This is a genomic window from Rhodococcus sp. NPDC127527 (assembly GCF_042672245.1).
Classification (GTDB): domain Bacteria; phylum Actinomycetota; class Actinomycetes; order Mycobacteriales; family Mycobacteriaceae; genus Rhodococcus_G.
Genome location: NZ_JBHXVP010000001.1, coordinates 378,425 through 398,852, shown reverse-complemented (window position 1 = coordinate 398,852; position 20,428 = coordinate 378,425). Strand labels below are relative to the sequence as shown.

General features: G+C 68.3%; 18 protein-coding genes. 13 read left to right on the top strand and 5 right to left on the bottom strand.

Features of this window, described 5'->3' with window-relative positions:
• Positions 1-21: 21 nt before the first annotated feature.
• The gene (locus ACFVH2_RS01815) at positions 22-1,275 is read right to left on the bottom strand and encodes a KasA/KasB family beta-ketoacyl-ACP synthase (RefSeq protein ID WP_378420971.1); all 1,254 of its coding nucleotides are present in this window, start codon (positions 1,273-1,275) and stop codon (positions 22-24) included.
• A 40-nt stretch (positions 1,276-1,315) separates the two neighbouring features.
• Between ACFVH2_RS01815 and ACFVH2_RS01810 the strand changes: the two genes are divergently transcribed.
• From ACFVH2_RS01810 to ACFVH2_RS01765, 10 genes are all read left to right on the top strand, one after another.
• A complete protein-coding gene (locus ACFVH2_RS01810) occupies positions 1,316-1,876 on the top strand; it encodes a TetR family transcriptional regulator (protein ID WP_378420969.1) in 561 nt (186 codons plus the stop codon).
• A 501-nt stretch (positions 1,877-2,377) separates the two neighbouring features.
• Entirely contained in the window at positions 2,378-3,919 is a 1,542-nt protein-coding gene (locus ACFVH2_RS01805) for a trypsin-like peptidase domain-containing protein (RefSeq protein WP_378420967.1), read from the top strand.
• A gap of 54 nt (positions 3,920-3,973) precedes the next feature.
• Complete coding sequence (locus ACFVH2_RS01800) at positions 3,974-4,606, top strand: TetR family transcriptional regulator (RefSeq protein WP_378420965.1); 633 nt, start codon at positions 3,974-3,976, stop codon at positions 4,604-4,606.
• Entirely contained in the window at positions 4,603-5,565 is a 963-nt protein-coding gene (locus tag ACFVH2_RS01795; RefSeq protein WP_378420963.1) for a TauD/TfdA dioxygenase family protein, read from the top strand. Before ACFVH2_RS01800 ends, ACFVH2_RS01795 begins: the two co-directional genes overlap by 4 nt.
• 25 nt (positions 5,566-5,590) lie before the next feature.
• A complete protein-coding gene (locus ACFVH2_RS01790) occupies positions 5,591-7,066 on the top strand; it encodes an MFS transporter (protein WP_378420961.1) in 1,476 nt (491 codons plus the stop codon).
• Positions 7,067-7,175: 109 nt separating this feature from the next.
• Positions 7,176-8,789 (top strand): acyl-CoA synthetase, encoded by a 1,614-nt coding sequence (locus tag ACFVH2_RS01785; protein ID WP_378420959.1) that lies wholly within the window; start codon positions 7,176-7,178, stop codon positions 8,787-8,789.
• A gap of 50 nt (positions 8,790-8,839) precedes the next feature.
• Positions 8,840-11,026 (top strand): acyl-CoA dehydrogenase, encoded by a 2,187-nt coding sequence (locus ACFVH2_RS01780; RefSeq protein ID WP_378420957.1) that lies wholly within the window; start codon positions 8,840-8,842, stop codon positions 11,024-11,026.
• Positions 11,027-11,140: 114 nt separating this feature from the next.
• A complete protein-coding gene (locus tag ACFVH2_RS01775) occupies positions 11,141-12,289 on the top strand; it encodes a steroid 3-ketoacyl-CoA thiolase (protein ID WP_378420954.1) in 1,149 nt (382 codons plus the stop codon).
• A gap of 50 nt (positions 12,290-12,339) precedes the next feature.
• Positions 12,340-12,693, top strand: a complete 354-nt coding sequence (locus ACFVH2_RS01770; protein WP_378420952.1) for a YidH family protein — start codon at positions 12,340-12,342, stop codon at positions 12,691-12,693.
• Positions 12,690-13,010: a DUF202 domain-containing protein gene (locus tag ACFVH2_RS01765; RefSeq protein ID WP_378420950.1), complete on the top strand. Its 321-nt coding sequence runs from the start codon at positions 12,690-12,692 to the stop codon at positions 13,008-13,010. Before ACFVH2_RS01770 ends, ACFVH2_RS01765 begins: the two co-directional genes overlap by 4 nt.
• A gap of 15 nt (positions 13,011-13,025) precedes the next feature.
• Here ACFVH2_RS01765 and ACFVH2_RS01760 read toward each other — a convergent pair whose 3' ends face one another.
• On the bottom strand, positions 13,026-13,622 hold the full coding sequence (locus ACFVH2_RS01760) for a TIGR03086 family metal-binding protein (RefSeq protein ID WP_378420948.1): 597 nt from the start codon (positions 13,620-13,622) through the stop codon (positions 13,026-13,028).
• Complete coding sequence (locus ACFVH2_RS01755) at positions 13,619-14,620, bottom strand: sigma-70 family RNA polymerase sigma factor (RefSeq protein ID WP_378420946.1); 1,002 nt, start codon at positions 14,618-14,620, stop codon at positions 13,619-13,621. Before ACFVH2_RS01755 ends, ACFVH2_RS01760 begins: the two co-directional genes overlap by 4 nt.
• Before the next feature lie 234 nt (positions 14,621-14,854).
• Between ACFVH2_RS01755 and ACFVH2_RS01750 the strand changes: the two genes are divergently transcribed.
• Positions 14,855-15,445 (top strand): hypothetical protein, encoded by a 591-nt coding sequence (locus tag ACFVH2_RS01750; protein WP_378420944.1) that lies wholly within the window; start codon positions 14,855-14,857, stop codon positions 15,443-15,445.
• Between the two features lie 61 nt (positions 15,446-15,506).
• Here the strand turns inward: ACFVH2_RS01750 and ACFVH2_RS01745 are convergent, their stop codons facing one another.
• Complete coding sequence (locus tag ACFVH2_RS01745; protein ID WP_378420942.1) at positions 15,507-16,937, bottom strand: hypothetical protein; 1,431 nt, start codon at positions 16,935-16,937, stop codon at positions 15,507-15,509.
• A gap of 267 nt (positions 16,938-17,204) precedes the next feature.
• Positions 17,205-17,972, bottom strand: a complete 768-nt coding sequence (gene map / locus ACFVH2_RS01740; RefSeq protein ID WP_378420940.1) for a type I methionyl aminopeptidase — start codon at positions 17,970-17,972, stop codon at positions 17,205-17,207.
• Between the two features lie 51 nt (positions 17,973-18,023).
• Here map and ACFVH2_RS01735 point away from each other — a divergent pair, with 51 nt between their 5' ends.
• Together ACFVH2_RS01735 and ACFVH2_RS01730 are read left to right on the top strand one after the other, a co-directional pair.
• Positions 18,024-18,293, top strand: a complete 270-nt coding sequence (locus ACFVH2_RS01735; RefSeq protein ID WP_378420938.1) for a helix-turn-helix domain-containing protein — start codon at positions 18,024-18,026, stop codon at positions 18,291-18,293.
• Positions 18,294-18,558: 265 nt separating this feature from the next.
• Positions 18,559-20,355 (top strand): glycosyl transferase, encoded by a 1,797-nt coding sequence (locus ACFVH2_RS01730; protein WP_378420936.1) that lies wholly within the window; start codon positions 18,559-18,561, stop codon positions 20,353-20,355.
• Positions 20,356-20,428: the final 73 nt, after the last annotated feature.

The following is a 20,428-nucleotide window of genomic DNA, read 5'->3' as shown; positions in this document are numbered from 1 at the left end:
ATCCGGTGCCGACGGGGTAATCTATGGCCGCCCGAACGCGAGAGTCACGTTGTGTCCGCCGAAGCCGAACGAGTTACTCAGCGCGTAGTCGATCCGCTGGGCCCGGGCGGTCCCCGAGACGATATCCAGATCAACAGCGGGATCGCGGTTTTCGAGGTTCAGCGTGGGCGGGACCGTCTGGTCCCGAATCGTCGCCATCGTGAGGATCGCCTCCAGCGCGCCGACGGCTCCGATCGAGTGCCCCAGTGCCGACTTGGGCGCGTACACGGACGCGTTCGCGGTCACCGCCATGATCGCGTTCGCTTCCGAGGCGTCGCCCACCGGAGTCGACGTCGCGTGCGCGTTGACGTGATCGATGTCCGAGGGACTCAGTCCGGCAACCTGGATCGCCTTGCGCATCGCTCGAGCGGCGCCGAGGCCTGCCGGATCCGAGGCCACAATGTGAAAGGCATCGGAGGTTATCCCAGCCCCGAGCAGCCGGCCGAGCACCTGCGCCCCACGGGCTTTCGCATGTGTCTCGGATTCGAGCACCACCAGCGCGCCCGCCTCCCCCAGCACGAACCCGTCTCGGTCGCGGTCGAACGGACGCGATGCGCGATCCGGCTCGCTGTTGCGAGTACTCATGGCACGCATCATGGCGAAGCTCGCGATCGGGACCGCACCGATCTGCCCCTCGACGCCGCCGGCGACGACGACGTCGGCCTCACCGGTCGCGATCAACCTCCATGCGTGCGCCAAGGCCTCCGACCCCGACGAACAGGCGGAGGACGGCGCGAATACACCTCCCTTCGCACCGACTTCGAGCCCCACGGTCGCGGCCGGCCCGTTGGGCATCACCATCGGGACCGACATCGGCGACACCCGGCGACACCCGCCGGCACGGAGGGCGTCGACGGCGTCGATCAGCGCGTCACCCCCACCGAGCCCGGTGCCGACGACCACTGCGAGCCGTTCACCGTCGACGTCTGGGCAACCCGCCTCGGCCCAGACCTGACGTCCCAGCACGAGCGCCATCTGCTCGACGAACGAATGTCGTCGTAGCTCCACCCTGGTCAACTTTGCCGACGGGACCGCCCGCAGGGTGCCACCGATGCGCACCGGAAGGTCGTACCGGCGGACGAAATCGTCCTCGAGTTCGGCAATTCCACTGTGGCCATTCACCAACCCGTTCCACGTTCCGTCGATGTCGTCCGCGATGGGCGTTGTCGCCGCGACCGCGGTGACAACCACGGACCGCATGCGCGAGGCAGTTTCTGTAGCGATCGGTACAGTCATGGTGACTAGAGATACCTGTAGCGATCGGTACAGTCAACCCATGGCTCGTCCACTCGATCACGCGAAACGCGCGGAAATCCTCGCCCAAGTCATCGACTACATCGGCGAACGCGGCCTCACGGACCTGTCCCTTCGCCCACTCGCCGCCGCGCTTGGCACCAGTTCGCGGATGTTGATCTACTACTTCGGCAGCAAGGAGGAACTGCTTGCGCAAGCGCTGGCCACCCAGCGACCCGACATCGACGGCCTCTTCGCCGACGTGTCGAGCCGAGTGATGCTCGCACCCCGAATGCACGCGCTGTGGACCTCACTGACGAGCGGCGAACATTCGACGCACACGCGGGTTCTGCTGCAGGTGATGGGGACGGCCTGTGTACAACCGGGTCCCTTCGTCGAGCACTCGATCGCCGCCATCGAGTCGCTTGTCACCGCACTCACCGGAGTGCTTGTCCGCCTCGACATCGCCCCGGAGGACGCGGCCGGCCTCGCCACCGTGCTGGTCTCCGGCCTACGCGGCATCCTGCTCGATCGACTGATCACGGGCGACGTCGAACGAACCGACGCGGCGGCAGCCCGGCTGATCGACGTTTCGATCGGCTAGATCGCTTCGCCGGCGCATCGAGTGCGTTCGACGAACCACTCGCGTCGACCGGAGAATGCTTCGGAATCAACGCAATTCACGGCCCGTACCGCGCCGATCGCGAGCCGGTCGGCAGGTGCTTCGGACAGCGAAGGATCGGTGCGCTCCTCGCCTCGGCGAAGTAGACTCAGCACGACAGACCAACGGGTCACCGGTGTGGAGTGCGCATTTCCAGCCGATGACGAGTTCGCATGTTGCAACCCTCTGTGCACCGTAACACACTGCGCTGCAACATGTTACGCCAACAGTTGGGATCGACCGCACCCACTGGCACTGTCGAGATGTCGGGGTGATCGCTCTGGGTACAGAATCGAAGAGAGAGGTCGCTGGAGGCCGCTCGGGCCCAGCCGATTCGATGGACCAGCCGAACGCCGATGCCTCGCAGCAGGCCGCAATCACCTCTCGGACCACACCACCCGAGTTCGGCTGATCGACCACCTCCCCCGCTGGACGGAGTCCGTCATGTCCAATCGTCGATGGCGCACGAGATGCGCCGCGCTCGCCGTCCTACCCACGGCATTGTTCATCGCCTTGCCTGGCGCGGCCCTCGGCGACACCACACCTTCTCAGCAGCCCCAGGTGAACCCGGAGGAGAAGGCCGCCGCCCTCATCCGTCCGGCGGTCGTCTACCTCGACGCGTCCGCCAAGGGCTGGATCCGCGCTCCCAACGGGAGTGTCTTCGGCCCGTACCTGACCGGCTGGCGTTGCACCGGCTTCGTCGTCAATCCCGCTGGCTGGGTAGGCACGGCCGGTCACTGCGCCGGCGGTTCACGCGAGGCGATCATCCAGGAGGCCGTCAACGAGGAGGCCAAGAAGGATCCGACGGTGAACCCGGACCAGCTGTACAAGACCGTGCTCGCCAACGACCGAGTCGAGGGCGAGACCGGCGGTTCCGACCCGGAGATGACGATCACCGTCACCTACGGCACCGGCAAGGGCACCACCCTCCCCGCCGAAGTCTCCGACGTGCGGGCACCCGGCAAGGGCGACGTGGCCCTGCTCAAGGTGCAGAAGTCCAACCTGCCGTCCTCCGAACTGGGCACGGACGCCGACGTCTCCATCGGCACGCCGATTCTGGCGGTCGGCTACCCCGGCAGCACGGACAGGGTCACCGACGTGACCCTGGACCCGACCAACAAGAGCGGCAAGATCAGCAAGAAGTCGACCCAGGACACCATGCCCGTCTACGAGATCGATGCGGCACTCTCCCCGGGGATGAGCGGTGGCCCGACCATTGCACTCGACGGCAAGGTGCTCGGGGTGAACAGCTTCGGCCCGAAGGGGGAACAGCAGGCGTTCAACTTCATCGCACCCTCGAGCGGTCTCGCCGAACTGATGTCCGGCAAGAACGTCACTTCGGAACTGGGCCCGGCCGATCACGCATACCGGAGCGGACTCGACAACTTCTACGCCGGTAACTACTCCGACGCGATCGCAGACTTCGACGAAGCCATGTCGCTGTCGCCCGACTATCCGGGTGCCGCCGACTACAAGACGAACGCGGTGAACAACCGGGAGAAGTACGGCGACACGTCGACGTCGTCCAGCTCGAACGTCAAGTGGTACGCCCTCGCCGGCCTCGCGGCGGTACTCGTCGCCGGCGCCGCCGTCATGGTGGTCCGCAGTCGTCGCGCCGCCACGGCAACCGCTGGGGGTCCGGGTCCCGGCCCGCAGCCCACTCCCGGCGTACCGCCCACTCCCGGCCCGCCGCCCGCTCCCGATGCGCCACCACCGACCGGCCCCGCGGCTGCGACCACCGCACCGTTCACCGACGGCACGTCCGCCCAGGCACCCGCCGAGGGCGGTGCACAGCCGTCCGCGGAGGCCGGACCCGAAAGTCCCGAAGCGGGTGCCGCCGCCTCGACGACCGCCCCCACGCCTCCGAACGAAGCGGGGGCAACCCCCGAAGCGGCAAGGCAGGAGCCGCACTTCTGCGCCTCGTGCGGAGCCGAACATCATCCGAACGAGAAGTTCTGCCCCAACTGCGGGACGGCGATCACCTGAGCGTCTCGAGTTGGGCATTGACACAAGTAAGGCTGCAGCCTTAATCTGGCTCTTGTGACCAGGACCACATCGCGCGAGGCCATGATCGATGCAGCCGAACAGATCGTCGCCGAAAAAGGAATGCCCGCACTGACTCTCAAGGACGTCCAGATCGCGGCGGGACAAGCCAACAAGTCGGCGGCCAAGTACCACTTCGGGTCCCGGGAGGGACTGATCGAGGCCGTGGTCGAGGCGCGCGGGTCGGCCGTGAATGCCCGGCGGCAGGCGCTACTCGACGAGATGGAAGGCCACGGAACCCCGCTGACCGCGCGGCAGGCCGTGGAGGCGATGGTGTGGCCGCTGGCCTCCGAGACGCTCAGCCGTCCCGGAAGCCGGTATGCCCGGTTCCTGGTCCAGGCGCTGTTCGACCCCGCGCTGGCAGATCTGATCAAGCAACACCTGAGTTCGGAAAGCTACCGGCGCGTGCATCAATTGATGGTCGACGCCTGCCTGGCACCGCACGAGATCGCGGAGTGGCGCGCCGTGAACGTTGTCGTGTTCAGCATTTCCGTTCTCGCCGCGTACGAGAGCAGCGACCGCAGTTCAGACCAGAGAACGGCGACTGTCACCGATCTCATCGACAGCTGCGTCGCCATCCTCGAGACCTCACCCTCCACAGACACCGAAGCCCAAGGAGTCAGCCCATGACCCATGCAATTGCCGTCACCGCAGTACCCACTCCCACCGATCCGCTCGCGGCCTACGGCCCACTCGTTGCCACGAGAATGCCGGCATCCCTGGAAGAGCGTCCGTACGAACTGTTTACGCTGACGCCGCAGACACCGACCATCGGTGCGGAGATCTCGGGGATCAGGCTCAGCGGCGACCTCTCCGACGAGATGCTCGCCGAGCTGCGCCGCGCACTGCTGGAATGGAAGGTCCTGTTCTTCCGCGACCAGGACATCGATCGCAGCGAGCACCGAGACTTCGCGGCACGGTGGGGCGAGCTCGAGCAGCACCCGTTCTTCAAGTACACCCAGCCCGGCCAGAGCGATGCCGATGTGGCCACCCTGGCCAAGGACGCGATGTCGGTCGGAGTGGAGAACGTCTGGCACAACGACGTCACCTGGCACGAGTTCCCTTCGTATGCAGCGGTTCTGCGGGCCGTCGAGATTCCGTCGGTGGGTGGCGACACGCTGTGGGCGGACACCGGCGCCGCCTACGACCTGCTCCCGGAGGACATCCGGTCCCGGATCGACGGCCTCGAGGCCGAACACGACTGGATGCAATCGTTCGGGACCAGGATGCCGGAGGAGGCGGTGGCGCAGCTCCGCCCGCACTTCCCGCCGGTCACCCACCCCGTGGTGCGGGTGATCCCCGAGTCGGGCCGACGCGTGCTGTTCGTCAATTCCGCCTTCACACAAAGGATTCTGGGCGTCTCGGAGGACGAGTCGAACGAGCTACTCCGGCTGTTGTACCGACACGTCCAGCGTCCCGAGTTCCAGGTGCGCCTGCGGTGGCAGAAGGACACGATCGCGTTCTGGGACAACCGATCCTGTCAGCACTACGCCGCAAGCGACTACTTCCCGGCGCGCCGGGTCATGGAGCGCATCTCGATCGTCGGCGACACCCCCATGGGCGTGTCCGGTCCGAGCGATCGGATGTGAACGGGTGGAGTCACAAGTCGCATCCATGAGCCGGGGCCGCATCGTCACGGTGCTCGGCGTCATCATTCTGCTGTCGGAGATCGCCACATTCGAGATCCTCATGGTTCTCCCGGCATTGCCACACATGGCACCCGCACTCCAGACCCTGAACATCGCGTGGGTCGTCTCGATCGTGACACTCGCGGGCGGCACCATGATGCCGCTCGTCGGCAAGGCCGCGGACAAATGGGGCAAGAAGCGAGTGATTCTCTTGCTGGCCGTGTTCTTCATCGCGGGAAGTGTGTTGTGCGCGTTGGCGACGTCGTTCGCGGTGTTGATGGTCGGACGCGTCCTGCAGGGCTCGTTGATGGGAATCGTCACGATCTCCTATGGCTTGATTCGCGACATCATTCCGCGTGACGTCGTACCGATCGCCCTCGGTGCCGCGGTCACGGGGATCGGGATGTCGGCGATCGCGAGTCCGTTCATCGCCGGCTGGCTCATCGACCACACCGGGTATCAGGGAATCTTCTGGTTCATGGCGGCCTATGTGGCTGTACTGATCCCCTTCTACGCACTGATCGTTCCGGAGAGCCCGGTCCGCGTGGACCGGCCGCTGGACTACCTCGGGGTCGTCCTGCTCGGTCCGGGGATCGGCATCCTGCTCGTCGGCATCACCAGGGGTGCGCGAGTCGGATGGACCGATGCGCTGACCCTCGCCGCCGTCATTGGCGGAGCTGCGATGCTGGTGGTATTCGTTGTGTGGCAACGCTTTGCACCCAGCCCGCTGATCGACCTCGACGTCTTGCTGGGCAGAAGGTTCGGGCCGACCGTGCTCGCAGTGGCCTGCATCTCCTACATGATGAGCGCCCACTCCTTGCTGATCCCGACGATGCTGCAGACCCCCGCCGGGGTGCCCGGGATCAGCTACGGTTCGGGCCTGTCCGCAATGCAGTTCGCGATCTGGACGTGCCCGCTCGGCATCGTGTCGATGTTCGCGGGTCCGCTCGGCGGAATCGTCTCCAAGCGGATCGGCGCACGATATGTGCTGTTGACCGCGGCGCTGCTGTTCCTGGTGGTGATGTTCCTGGGTTCGCGTCTGTTCACGATCCAGTGGCAGGTCGCGATCATGAGCTCCATCATGGGTCTCGCCGTCGGATTCCTGCACTCGTCGAATGCGAACCTGATTCAGGACGCGCTGCCGGCCTCGCAGGGCGGTATCGGCAACGCGATCAGTGGCATGGGTTCTCTGTTGGCCGGCGGGATCGCGACCACCCTCACCGGGGTGGTGATGTCGGGCCACGTGCTCGCGGTGAACCCGCAGACCCACGCCGTGCTGTATGCCGACACCGCGATCACCCGTGGCTACCTGTACGCCGCCCTCGTCGGCGTCGTGGGCCTGGGCGTCGCGCTGATCATGCGGCACGGGCGCACTCCGGCGCAGGGCGGTCTGCAGCCGGACACCCCACCGGATTCGACCGGTGTCGTCGAACCCGTCAGCCTTGCTCCGACCACTCCGTGACGACCGGTCACGCAACGCTCTCCGGCCGAGCCCTGCCCGTCACCCACGCTTCGCCGTGTCACACCACCGCACACACCCACATTGTGCGAATACTCTTGAAGGAACTGCCATGTCACTCAACCTCGCGGATCTCACCGAAGCGCTCGTCGATGGGGTTCCAGACAAGATCGCGCTCGTGTGCGGCGATGACACTCGCACGTTCAGCGAGTTCGATGCCGGCGCGAACCGGATCGCACACCACCTTGCCGCTCAGGGAATCCAGCCCGGCGAACACGTCGGACTCCACGCCCGCAACAGCATCGAGTACGTCGAGTCGCTGCTCGGGTGCCTGAAGGTGCGCGCGGTCCCGGTCAACGTCAACTACCGCTACATCGATGCCGAGCTGACGTACCTCTACAACAACGCACAACTGGCCGCTGTGGTCGCGGACGGCGAGTTCAGCGACGTCATCGCCGAGGTGCTGCCCAAGTGCCCCACGCTGCGACACATCGTGCTCATCGGCGAGCCTGCCGGACCCGACCTCTCGGCCGCCGCTGCGGCGGCGGGTATTTCGGTGGCCGACTTCCACACGGCCGTCGCCGAACAGTCACCCGGCCGAGACTTCCCCGAGCGCAGCAGCGACGACCGATACATCATCTACACCGGCGGCACCACCGGCATGCCCAAGGGCGTCATGTGGCGTCACGAGGACTTCTACTTCGCCGCTCTGAGCGGGGGCAATCTCATGGGGGCGCCGATCCTGTCCGGTGCCGAACTGGCGGCCGCCGCGGCCGCCAACGCGGACCCGCTGTCCTACCTGCTCACCGCGCCGCTCATGCACGGCGCGGCGTCCTACTCGCTGTTCACCTGCATGTTCATGGGCTCCAAGCATGTGCTCATGCCCAAGTTCGAGCCCGTCGAGGCGCTCAGGCTCATCGAGAAGCACAAGCTCCGCTGCGTTCAGCTCGTCGGCGACGCGATCGCCAGGCCGCTCGCCGACGCCATTGCCGAGAACCGTGACCGCTTCGACCTCAGCTCGCTGTGGGCCATCGGCTCAGGCGGAGCGCTCTGGTCGGCCAGCGTGCGCGAGCAACTGCAGGAGCTTCTTCCGAATGTGGTATTGCGCAACGGCTTCGGGTCATCCGAGTCCGGAAACGACGGCGAGCTCGAGGCGAGCGAGGACGGACTGCTGCGGATGTCGCCGTCGCCGAAGGTACGCGTCGTCGACGCCGACTTCGCGACGATCATTCCCGGCTCGGACGAGATCGGTTACCTCGCACGCGTCGGGCACGTCCCGATCGGGTACTTCGGCGATCCGGAGAAGAGCACTGCGACGTTTCCCGTGGTCGACGGTGTCCGCCTGTCCGTGCTCGGTGACCTCGCCCGCGTCGAGGAGGACGGCTCGATCGTGGTCCTCGGCCGGGGCTCCTCGTGCATCAACACCGGTGGCGAGAAGGTGTACGCCGAGGAGGTCGAGGAGGCGATCAAGGCTCATCCCGACGTGCTCGATGCGGTCGTCGCCGGGGTCCCCGATCCGACCTACGGCCAGCGGGTCGCGGCCGTGATCCAGGCCCGCGACGGCGTCGACGCACCCGGCCGCGACGATCTCATCGCGCACTGCCGCGCACACATCGCCGGCTACAAGGTGCCGCGCACCGTGGTGGTGGTCCCCGAAATCGTCCGCTCGCCGAGCGGAAAGGCGGACTACCGCTGGGCGAAGGCAACTCTCGAAGCTGCTGGTTGACCACTCGGAGCGCATCCGACATCGATTCCCCCTATTTCTGAGGAATGTTCATGACCATTGGAATGAGTGACGAAGACCGCGAACTCCGCGATTCCGTGCGCGGATGGGCGGCCCGGCACGCCACCCCGACCGTGATCCGTGAGGCCGTCGAGGCCAAGAGCGAGACCCGCCCCGCCTTCTGGGGTTCGCTCGCCGAGCTCGGCCTGCTCGGCCTGCACCTGCCCGAGGAGGTCGGCGGCGCCGGGTACGGTCTGCTCGAAACCGCTATCGTCGCAGAGGAACTCGGCCGGGCGATGGTACCGGGACCGTTCCTGCCGACGGTGATCGTCTCGGCGGTCCTGCACGAGGCCGGCCGCACCACCGAACTCGCCGGTCTGGCCGACGGTTCCGTGTTCGGCGCGGTGTCCCTTCAGCCGGGCGGGCTGAAGCTGGTGCGCGCCGGCGGCGCGGTCACCCTGTCCGGCACGTCCAGCCACGTTCTCGGCGGCCAGGTCGGCGATCGGTTCCTGCTCGCCGCCACCGACAACACCGGCGACCTCGCGTTCGTTCTCGTCGACCGCGACCGCCTGGAGGTGACCGAGCTGCCGAGCCACGATGTGGTGCGCCGCAATGCCGAGATCACCGTGGACGGCCTCGCCCTCGCCGATGGCGAGGTGCTCGCACTGGATTCGCGGCGGGTCCTCGACATCGCCGCGACGCTGTTCGCGGCCGAAGCGTCCGGTCTCGCCGACTGGGCCACTGCCACGGCCGCGGACTACGCGCGGGTGCGGCAGCAGTTCGGCAGAGTGATCGGCCAGTTCCAGGGTGTCAAGCACAAGGCCGCCCGCATGCTCGCCCAGACCGAGCAGGCCCGGGTCACGGCCTGGGATGCCGCCCGTGCCCTCGGCGACGACACCGGGGACCGACAGGCGTCCCTGGCCGCCGCGGTCGCCGCCGCGGTGGCGCCCGAGGCCGCGTTCCAGGTCACCAAAGATTGCATCCAGATCCTCGGTGGCATCGGCTACACCTGGGAACACGACGCCCACCTCTACCTGCGGCGGGCACAGTCCCTGCGGATCCTGCTCGGCTCCACCGCATCCTGGAAACGTCGCGTCGCAACCCTGACCCTGGACGGGGTGCGCCGGGTGCTGAGCATCGAGCTGCCAGCCGAAGCCGAGCAGATCCGCGCCGAGGTCCGCACCGAACTGACATCCGCCCTCGACCTGGAGGGCGCCGAGCGCAAGACGTACCTGGCCGAGCGCGGTTACACCGCGCCGCACCTGCCCACCCCGTGGGGGAAGGGCGCCGACGCGGTTACCCAACTGGTCATCGCGCAGGAACTACGGGCAGCAGAGCTGACCCCGCACGACATGATCATCGGCAACTGGGTGATCCCGACCCTGATCGCGCACGGCAACGACGAGCAGTTGCAGCGGTTCGTGCCGCCGTCGCTGCGGGGCGAGATCGTGTGGTGTCAGTTGTTCTCCGAGCCCGGCGCCGGCTCTGACCTGGCGGGCCTGTCCACCAAGGCGACCAAGGTCGACGGCGGGTGGAAGCTCAACGGTCAGAAGGTGTGGACGTCGATGGCCCGCACCGCGGACTGGGGCATCTGCCTGGCCCGCACCGACGCCGACGTCCCCAAGCACAAGGGCCTGTCGTACTTCCTCGTCGACATCGAGAACAGCGGCCTCGACATTCGGCCGTTGCGCGAGATCACCGGCGAGGCCCTGTTCAACGAGGTGTTCTTCGACGACGTGTTCGTTCCCGACGAATGCCTGGTCGGGGCGCCGGGTGATGGTTGGAAGCTGGCCCGCACCACCCTCGCCAACGAACGGGTCTCACTGTCGAACGACTCCTCGCTCGGTTCCGGTGGTGAGGCGCTGCTGGACCTGGCAGCCGAGCTCCCGAGCTGCCTGGACCACGAGCAGCTGACCGTGGTGGGGAAGGTGTTGTGCGACGCGCAGTCCGGTGGCCTGCTCGGGCTGCGCACCACCCTGCGCTCCCTTGCCGGCGGACAGCCCGGCGCCGAATCCTCGATCGCGAAACTGCTGGGCGTCGAGCACATCCAGCAGGTGTGGGAGGTCGCGATGGACTGGGCAGGCCCCCGCGCCCTGCTCGGCGACCAGGGCCGGTCCGCGACGCGGATGTTCCTGAGCTCGCAGAATCTCTCGATTGCCGGCGGCACCACCAATGTGCAGCTGAACATCATCGGCGAGCGGCTCCTGGGTCTCCCCCGAGACCCCGAGCCCGGAAAGTGACACCGAGACTGGTCCACCGCCGACGAGGCGGACATCGTCCACCGATCACCGGACGGGCGAACACGACACACGGCGTCCACAGAACTGGGCGTCGCCAACGCGCGAGGAGAAACTGTGGGTAATCCGGTTATCGTGGATGCTGCCCGATCACCGAACGGTCGGCGGGGCGGCTGGCTGTCCGGACTGCACGCGGCTGAACTGCTGGCGGCCGTCCAGTCGGGGTTGCTCGAACGCCTCCAGCTGGACCCGAACATCATCGAGCAGGTCATCGGCGGATGTGTGACGCAGGCGGGCGAACAGGCATCGAACGTCAGCCGCAATGCCTGGCTGCACGCGGGCCTGCCCGAGCGCACCGGCGTGACGACGATCGACGCGCAATGCGGCTCCGGGCAGCAGTCGGTGAACCTGATCGCGGCCCAGATCGCGGCCGGCGTCATCGAGGCGGGCCTGGCGTGCGGCGTCGAGGCGATGTCGCGGGTTCCGTTGTTGTCCAACATCTCCGGGGATGTCGGACATCCCCGACCGCAGGGATGGACAGTCGACGTTCCTGCCCAGTTCCTCGGCGCCGATCGTATTGCGCGGCGCCGCGGCTTCACCCGGCAGGAGCTGGATGCATTCGGTCTCCGGTCGCAGCAGCGGGCCGCGCTCGCGTGGGAGGAGGGTCGGTTCGACCGGCAGATCATCCCGGTCAAGGCACCCGAGGCCGACGGAGGCTCAGCCGGCGTCATCGCGCGCGACCAGGGGTTGCGCGAGACCTCGATGGAAGCCCTCGCACGCCTGAAGCCCGTGCTCGACGACGGTCTGCACACCGCGGGCACCTCGTCCCAGATCTCGGACGGTGCCGCCGCCGCGGTGCTGATGGACGAGACCGTGGCGCGAGGACTCGGCCTTCGTCCGCGGGCGCGAATCGTCAAGCAGTGCTTGATCGGTGCCGAGACCCACTTCCTTCTGGACGGGCCGGTCCAGGCGGTGGAGCTCCTGCTCGAGCGGTCACGGATGTCGGTGAAGGACATCGACCTGTTCGAGGTCAACGAGGCGTTCGCGGCGGTGCCGATGTCGATGGCGCGGGTCCATGGCGTCGACGAGGACCGACTCAACGTCAACGGTGGAGCGATCGCGCTGGGACACCCGGTCGGATCCTCCGGAGTGCGACTCATCGCGGCAGCGATCGACGAGCTCGAGCGTCGCGACGGCGAGCGGGCGCTCGTCGCCGTGTGCGCGGGTGGCGCGATGGCGAGCGGGGCAATCATCGAGCGGATATGACGTCCGGCGACGCTGAGCACGGGCGGGTGAACGGGAGAGGACCTCTCGCCATGAAACGGGTGAAGGACGTCGTGGCCGAGAGCGAGCCGGACTATCGTTTCACGCTCGCCAACGAGCGGACGTTCCTGGCGTGGATTCGCACCGCGCTCTGCCTTCTTGCGGGGGCGGTCGCCGTTCACCAGTTGATGGCGCCGTTCCCGACGGCGGGCACGCGATCGGCCGTTGTACTTGCGTGCGTGAGCCTTTCGGTCGTCCTCGCGTGCGGCGCGTACTTCCAGTGGCGTGCCGTGCAGCGCGCGATGCGGCGGGACGAACCGCTGCCGAGCTCCGTGCTGGTTCCGGTCCTGGCTGTGGGTGCGGGCACCATCGCCCTGCTCACCATCGCCGCGCTGATCCTCTCGTGACGCCGGCACAAGCGACACGAGACCCCGGGCTGCAGGTCGAACGGACGTCGCTCGCCTGGCGTCGAACCGCGCTGTCCGCGATGGTGACTGCTGTGCTCTTGGTCAACCAGGTCGTGCAGCGAGGTTCGACCGCGGCGACCATCCCCGGGTTGCTGGCGGCGAGCATGATGCTGGGGTTGGCGGGGATCGGTCACCTTCGGGCGCGCCGGCTGCGCGCGGGAAGAACGACCTCGAACAGTCGCCCGGTGTCGGCGGGTGCGGGTGCGGTCGTGCTGGGAGCCTTGGCGGCGGGCCTGGCCGGTTTCCTGTCTCGGTGACTCCCTGCGGAGCACTCACCCGTCGCCGGGATGCCGCCCCAGGAACGTCAGCAACCGCTCCCCCGGCCCCGCGTCTCGCGCCACCTCGAGCGGTCGGGCGAAGCGAGCGGGCCGGTCCGCCTCGGTGACGAACAGCGCTGCACAGGTCAGCAGTTCGTCCGCCAGTGCGGGCGGGATCGGACGGGGCCGCCCGCACGCAGCGGACACGTCCCAGCCGTGCACCGCGACCTCCAGCGCGCCTGCGGCGGGAACGACGTCGGCCAGCACCGGCACCTCGCCGATCCGAATGGGAGCTGCGTCGCCGGACCCTGTCCACGAGCCGAGCAGGTGGCAGGCCCGATCCCGAAGGACGGCAACGGGATCGGGCGATTCGTCGAGCGCGCTCGGGTCGGGAACGAGCGTCACGGCGCGGTCGTCGACGGCCTCCTGCAGGGTCGCGAGGGCGTCGTTCATGTGCGCCAGCAGCGCCCGCAGATCCCACTCGCGGCACGGCGTCGGCGCCGACATGTCCTGCGGCGTCACCAGTTGCAGGCTGCCGAGTGTGTAACCGATCGCCCGCTCGAGCAGTGCTACCGGATCGGCGACCGGCCACGCGATCGCGCTGCCGGTCATGACTCGAGCGTCCGGACCGGAGGGACCCAGATCTCGGGAAGGCCGAACTTCGCGAACAGCGAGTCGTCGAAGAACACCGTCACGTGGCCGATCCCGGACGGACCGAGCGAGACCACCTGCACCTGGAACGCCCGGTACACGCCGGCCGGGTCGCGCATGTACATCGCGAAGGCCGGCTGACCGTTGGACACGGTCGGAACAAGCTTCATATCGCCGGGCCCCTGTGCCGGGCAGTTGTTCTCGATCAGGGTGCGGATCGCGTCGGGGCCCTGGTACCAGCCGACGAACGGCGGCATCTCCCAGACCGCGTCCTCGGTGAACAGCTCCTTCAGCGCCGCCATGTCGTACGTCTCGAAGGCCGCCATGTACCGGTCGAGGAGCTCACGCTGATCCGGCCGGACCGGTTCCACGACGGCCTCCTCCGTCGGGGAGGCCTGGTCGATCTGCGCACGCGCTCGCTGCAGCGCACTGTTGACGGCCGCGGTGCTGGTGCCGAGCAGTTCGGCGACCTCCGCCGCCGGCCAGGCCAGCACCTCGCGCAGGATGAGCACCGCGCGCTGCTTGGGCGGCAGGAACTGCAACGCCGCGATCAGCGCCAGCCGAATGCTCTCTCGCGAGGTCGCGACCACCGCGGGATCGCTGGCTCCGGTACCGACCATGGTGTCCGGAATCGGCTCGAGCCAAGGCACCTCCCGCTGCTCGACGAGGTCGTCGGCGGGGTCGGAGCTGGGCGCGCCGAGTCCGGTGGGCAACGGGCGCTTGCCCTTGCTCTCGAGCGCGGTGAGGCAGGTGGTCGTCGCGATCCGGTACAGCCAGGTGCGCAGCGACGAGCGTCCCTCGAAGCGGTCGTACGCCCGCCACGCCTTGAGGTACACCTCCTGGACCAGGTCCTCGGCGTCGTGCACCGAGCCCGACATCCGGTAACAGTGGGCCAGCAACTCCCGCCGGTACGGCTCTGCCAGCGGGGCGAACTCTCCACGTACTGCGCTCTCTGTCATGCACCTCACCCTTCCGTGATCGGTCTCTCGAGTACAGACCCTCGGCACACCCGAAACTCATCGGTCGCGAGGAATCAGTTTCGATGGGTACCACCCGAGGCGCCGTCCACCCACCTGGTTTCGCGGCGGACGCCCGCCGACGGGTTTCGGCTTCGACGACAAATGCGACAAAATGCGGAACGTTGCTGAGGAGCAGCACCGGCGCAACGCGCCGACAGGGCAGTGGTCGAGGGGATGAATACTGTGGTGAAACGTGGTTCGTGGGTCCGTGGGGCGGTCCTGGCGGCGGGATTGACGACCCTCGCGCTGGGGGTGACGGCCTGCTCCCCGAAGCCGACGACCGTCACGGGGTCACCAGTCGCCGCGACCACGACCATCGCTGGCCAGCAGGCCGGCGACGGCGGTGGTTCCACCGATTTTCGCGCCGAGATCGGGGACTGCGTGACGCTGGGAGGAACCACGGCGGCGGCGGAGATCAGCAAGGCCGCCTGCGGCAGCGCGGAGTCGAACTACAAGGTCGTCGCGAAGGCCAAGGCGAACTCGAACTGCCCGTCGGATGCAGATCAGGTCTACTACGAAACGCTCGGCTCCCGGGAACAGGGGGCGTTGTGCCTGGACATCGACTGGATCGTGGGCGGATGCATGAGCGTCCCGGCCGGCGACGACGAACCGCTCCGCGTCGAATGCGGCGACCCGAGCGCGACGGCGGTGGAACGCGCCGTGCAGATCATCGAGGACACCACCGACATCGAGCAGTGCTCAGAGGGCGGATTCACCCATCCCGAAAGACGATTCACCGTGTGTACCGAATCCGTGACCGAGTGAACGACACCATCGGGGTCCGGACTCGGCCACGCGGAAACCGGAACGTCGAGGCACGGAGAGGTCAACTGGTGAACCCGATCTCGGCGAGGTCGGCGCGGTAGGACCCCTCGACCCCGGTCAGTCCCGAGATCCACACGAGCATGCCGGACAGGGGCCGCGCGTCCCGCAGGACGATGGTGGTGTCCCGCGGACCCAGCTCCCCGTCGCCGAGGACCGTCGTGTCCTCCAGCCGTCCCCCCGGTGGCGGGGGCGTGCGGATCTCCACTCGCGCACCGGGAGTGGACGAGACGATCCACACCGCGCGCGTCACCGTGTCGGGTGGCAGCGTGACGACCAAGCCGACGCCGTTCTTGAATGCCGGGAACTGCCGTCGGTAGGTGTCGGTGGACCACACCGTGCCGAAGGTCGCATCGATCGCCAGGCCCGCATCGGCGGAATTGTCGGGGAACTGCTGGGGCGAGAAAACCGACGCGCCGACCGGAATGACCGGAACTGCCGGTGGCGGTGCGGGTTCGACAACCGCGGTCACGGCGGACAGGGGCGCCGCCAGTCCGGGAGCCTCCGGGCCCGGAGGCGTGACGGCAGCGGTGCCGATCAACCATCCGATCGCACCCAGCACCAGCACGGTCGTCACGGCGGCCGCAGACAGGATCGCCAGCCGGCGTGGCGACATGGCGGCACCTTCGGGTGGTGTGACGGCCGCGGCCGCGGCTTCCACTGCTGCGCGCGCCCTCTCGGTGACGCCGGCGAGGGCCTCCGCGGTCGATGCGGCGGTCGTCGTCGTGCCCGGGGTGAGCAGTTCGACCATCGCCGCAGACAACTCCGGTGGTGTGTCCTCCGGGAGCGGCTCGGTGTCGAGGGATCCCGACGTCAGGGCGTAGAGCACGCGACCGAGTCCGTGCAGATCCACCGCGGGGCGCGCGTTCGCTCGGGTACCGGGGAACGCGAGATATGCGACACCGTCGATGCTCACCCGCACCCGACTCGCGCCGTCGAGAGACAGCACGGTGCCGAGCTCGTGGGCCTCGGCGACCGCCTCGGCCAAGGGACCGGTTGCCCTGGCCGCGCCCGACGGGGAGGTCTCACCGGCAACGGCCTCGCGCAGGGACACGCTCGGAATCCACTCGGCGACCACGACGGACAGCGAATCCACGTCCGTCATGTCGAGAATGCGCGCGACCGCGTCCGACCTGATCCGGCACAACCAGATCGTTCGCGCGAACATCTCCGCGAACCCACCGGGGTCGGCGCTCGGATCGGCGATGGTGAGGGCGACTTCGCGGTCGACGACCAGGTCCGTGGCGTGCCAGAACTCCAGGCCGTCGACGCCGCCGCAGGACGCGAGGAGCCGATATCGTCCACCGGCGAGAACGACGCCCGGGCAACGCTCGCGTGACGCCGCCGCGCCGGCGGGAACCGGCGACGTCGTCGGCTTCGGGTCAGGCTTCGGGTCCGGGGCTACCGTCCTGCGCTGTTTCTCCGTAGAACTCATCGCACCACCACACATCGTGGCATTCGCCCTCGCCCGCCACGTGCTGCGCTCTGTACCCGACTCCTGTCGCCAAAAACCCCAGCCATGCTTCATGGTCCCACGCTGAGTCGAAGACACCGGCAGACACGCGGCGCCGATCCGGCGCTACTACGAAAAGCCTGCTCGTGTACGAGAATTCGCATGACAAGCGCCATACGTGTCGACACCTGGGCACATTTCGTCGAAACGTGTGCACATATCGCGCAATCCGCAGTGGCGTCCGTGGTTTCACGCGGCTGTCAGGATCTCGGGCCCCTTCTCCGTGATCGCGACGGTGTGCTCGCTGTGCGCGGCCCGGGAGCCGTCCAATGTGCGCAGGGTCCAGCCGTCCGGGTCGTGCCGGTAGTCGTCGGTGCCGCCTCGGATGAGCATCGGCTCGATCGCGAGGACCAGGCCGGGGCGAAGCTTCAATCCCCGGTTGGGCCGGCCCTCGTTCGGCACGTCGGGGTCCTCGTGCATGGCGCGGCCGATCCCGTGGCCGCCGTGGTCGGCCAGCAGGCCCCAGCCCCGCGATCGCGCGAAAGTGCCGATGGCATCCGCGATGTCGCCGATCCTGTTGCCCACCGTGGCGGCCTCGATGCCCCGCGCCAGCGCGGCCTCGGTGTCGGCGATCAACCGGAGATCCTCCGGGTCTGCGTCGCCGACGACGAAGCTGACCGCGGCGTCGCCGCACCAACCGTCCAGGAAGGCGCCGCAGTCGAGGCTGACGAGGTCGCCGTCCCCGAGCCGGTATTCGGTCGGAATTCCGTGTACCACAGCATCATTGATGCTTGAACACACCACGCCCGAAAACGGGCTCGGCGCCCAGTTCGGGTGGTAGCCGAGGAACGCGGGGGTCGCACCCGCGGACCGGATCACCGAGGCCGCGGCCTCGTCGAGCTCACGCAGGCTCACCCCGATCGCCGCGACCGAGCGGGCGGCGTCGAGAGCTGCCGCAACGACTGCTCCGGCGGCGCGCATCGCCCGCACTTCTCCGTCGGTCTTGATCTCGACCATTGGTTCACCGTTCCTCGACTCGAATAACTATACCGGTATTACTATAGGCACATGGTGCGCGTGCCGCTCACGGCGGAGGAACTCGAACGAGGCCAACGGCTGGGTGAACTTCTCCGTGCCGCGCGCGGGTCGGCGAGCATGGTCGACGTCGCGACCAGCGCCGGAATCTCGGCGGAGACGTTGCGCAAGATCGAAACCGGTCGGATCGCGACGCCGGCGTTCTTCACCGTCGCGGCGCTCGCGCGAGTGCTCGGGCTCTCGCTGGACCACGTCGCACACGCACTCGCGGACCCACCGGCCCATCACATAGCGGCCTCGTGATCCCGAGGCCGCGGTCGCGGGGCTGGTCGGCGCGTGAACTCGCGGTGCTCGCCGTCGCGGCCGGGCCTTCGGCCCACCCGGCCGCCACCTCGAGGACAAATCAGGTCGTTCTCGACGAGGCGCGGCGGGCGGTCAGCCGTCCCGACGTGCGCGTTCCGTCCCGGTGGACGGCCAGTATCCAGCCACCGTCCAGGGTGGATGAGTACCGTAGTCGACTAGCACCGCGGCCGACATCTCGTCGGACGCCGACGGACGGGAAGGGTGCATGACTGTATCTCCAGGTCGCACCACGGACCCGACGTCCCGTCTGTCCCCCGGCGCCGTCGCGACCGACTCCACAACGAGGCGTCTGCTCCCCCGCTGGACGCGACCGGACGTCGCCGCGGCCGTCGGTTTCACCGCGCTGGCCGTCTTCGTCCTCTCCCGGCAGTGGCGTTCACCCGCCTCCGGCTACCTGGTCGACAGCGGTCAGGACCAGCGGATGTGGGAGTGGTTCTTCGCCGTCGCCGCCCGCTCGATCACCCACCTGGACAACCCACTGGGCACCGTCCTGCAGAACTATCCGCAGGGCGTCAACCTCATGGCCAACACGGCCATGTTCGGGGTCAGCATTCCGCTCGCCCCGATCACCCTGGTGTTCGGCCCGACGGTCACGTGGACCCTGGTCCTGACGGCCGGTCTCGCAGGCACCGCCTTCGCCTGGTACTGGTTGCTCGCCCGCTACGCGGTGCAGTCCCGCGCGGCGGCCGCGATCGGCGGCCTGTTCTGCGGGTACGCCCCGGCGATGATCTCGCACGCCAACGGACACCCCAACTTCGTCGTCCTGGCGCTGCTCCCGCTTATCCTCGGCTGCGTCATCCGGCTGGGCCACGGCGCGGGTCCGCGCACCGCGGTCCTGCTCGGCCTGCTGGTCGCCGCGCAGATCGCGCTCGGCGAGGAACCACTGCTCATCACCGCGCTGACCTTCGCCGTGTTCACGGCGTGCTACTTCGCATTCCGGCCTCGGCTCGCGGCGCCCGCCGCCCGACACGCGCTGCGCCCGCTGCTGTTGGCCGCCGCCATCGCGCTGGTGCTCACCGCGGCCCCGCTGTGGTGGCAGTTCTTCGGTCCGCAGAGCTACCACGCGATCGATCACGGCCTGATGGGCAACGACCTCAAGGCGGTGCTGCAGTTCCCGACGCAGTCCCTCGGCGGGCACACCAATCCCGGCCAGGACGTCGCGATCAACCCCACCGAACAGAACGCCTACTTCGGCTGGCCGCTGCTCGCGCTGGTCGCGGCGGCGTCGGTCTGGTTGCGACGCTCGCCCGTCGCGCGGGCCGCGTCCGTCACAACCGCCGTCATGATCGTGCTCTCGCTCGGCTCCCGGCTGATGATCGGCCGCAGCGACACCGGCATCGAACTGCCCTGGAAGTGGATCGCGAACCTGCCGCTGCTCGAGTCGGTGCTCGAGACCCGTTTCGCGATGGGCGCGGTGCCCGCGATCGCGCTACTGCTGGCCCTGGCCACCGACCGCGCGTTGCGCGAGCGTGCCGCGCTGATCCCCTGGTGCCTCGGCCTGCTGCTGGCCCTGCTCCCGCTCGCACCGGCCCCCCTCGAGGCCGCCCCCCGTCCGTCCGCGCCCGCGTTCTTCACCGACGGGATCTGGCGTGACTACGTCACGGCCGGTTCCGTCGTCACCGTCCCGCTGCCCCGGCCCGAGGACGCCCGCGCGCTCACCTGGCAGATCGACGCCGACTTCGGATTCCCCCTCGCCGGCGGCTACTTCGTCGGTCCCGTCGGACCGGACAAGAAGGCCAAGTACGGCCCCGACGACCGGCCCACCGCGAGCGTGCTCGCGCAGACCCAGAAGACCGGCATCGCGCCCGAGGTCACCGACGCGATGCGCGCCCAGGCCGTGATCGACCTGAAGTTCTGGCGCGCCGACGTGCTCGTACTGCCCCGCGGGTCGAACGAACGCGTGCTGCGGCAGACGGTGCAGAGCCTGCTCGGCGACGCGGGCCACCGCGCCGACGACGTGTGGGTGTGGGACGTGCGCGCGCTGGTCGCCGCGGGTCGCTGACCCCCGCACCCACGGAACTGGGGGCTGCGACCGGGGGACCGCTAGGGGGTCGGGGGATGCCCGACCCACCCCT

Bases quoted from the DNA above. Each gene is read 5' to 3' on its own strand.
- ACFVH2_RS01815 (WP_378420971.1), bottom strand. From the start codon at position 1,275: ATGACTGTACCGATCGCTACAGAAACTGCCTCGCGCATGCGGTCCGTG.
- ACFVH2_RS01810 (WP_378420969.1), top strand. From the start codon at position 1,316: ATGGCTCGTCCACTCGATCACGCGAAACGCGCGGAAATCCTCGCCCAA.
- ACFVH2_RS01805 (WP_378420967.1), top strand. From the start codon at position 2,378: ATGTCCAATCGTCGATGGCGCACGAGATGCGCCGCGCTCGCCGTCCTA.
- ACFVH2_RS01795 (WP_378420963.1), top strand. From the start codon at position 4,603: ATGACCCATGCAATTGCCGTCACCGCAGTACCCACTCCCACCGATCCG.
- ACFVH2_RS01790 (WP_378420961.1), top strand. From the start codon at position 5,591: ATGAGCCGGGGCCGCATCGTCACGGTGCTCGGCGTCATCATTCTGCTG.
- ACFVH2_RS01785 (WP_378420959.1), top strand. From the start codon at position 7,176: ATGTCACTCAACCTCGCGGATCTCACCGAAGCGCTCGTCGATGGGGTT.
- ACFVH2_RS01780 (WP_378420957.1), top strand. From the start codon at position 8,840: ATGACCATTGGAATGAGTGACGAAGACCGCGAACTCCGCGATTCCGTG.
- ACFVH2_RS01770 (WP_378420952.1), top strand. From the start codon at position 12,340: ATGAAACGGGTGAAGGACGTCGTGGCCGAGAGCGAGCCGGACTATCGT.
- ACFVH2_RS01760 (WP_378420948.1), bottom strand. From the start codon at position 13,622: ATGACCGGCAGCGCGATCGCGTGGCCGGTCGCCGATCCGGTAGCACTG.
- ACFVH2_RS01755 (WP_378420946.1), bottom strand. From the start codon at position 14,620: ATGACAGAGAGCGCAGTACGTGGAGAGTTCGCCCCGCTGGCAGAGCCG.
- ACFVH2_RS01750 (WP_378420944.1), top strand. From the start codon at position 14,855: ATGAATACTGTGGTGAAACGTGGTTCGTGGGTCCGTGGGGCGGTCCTG.
- ACFVH2_RS01745 (WP_378420942.1), bottom strand. From the start codon at position 16,937: ATGAGTTCTACGGAGAAACAGCGCAGGACGGTAGCCCCGGACCCGAAG.
- map (WP_378420940.1), bottom strand. From the start codon at position 17,972: ATGGTCGAGATCAAGACCGACGGAGAAGTGCGGGCGATGCGCGCCGCC.
- ACFVH2_RS01735 (WP_378420938.1), top strand. From the start codon at position 18,024: ATGGTGCGCGTGCCGCTCACGGCGGAGGAACTCGAACGAGGCCAACGG.
- ACFVH2_RS01730 (WP_378420936.1), top strand. From the start codon at position 18,559: ATGACTGTATCTCCAGGTCGCACCACGGACCCGACGTCCCGTCTGTCC.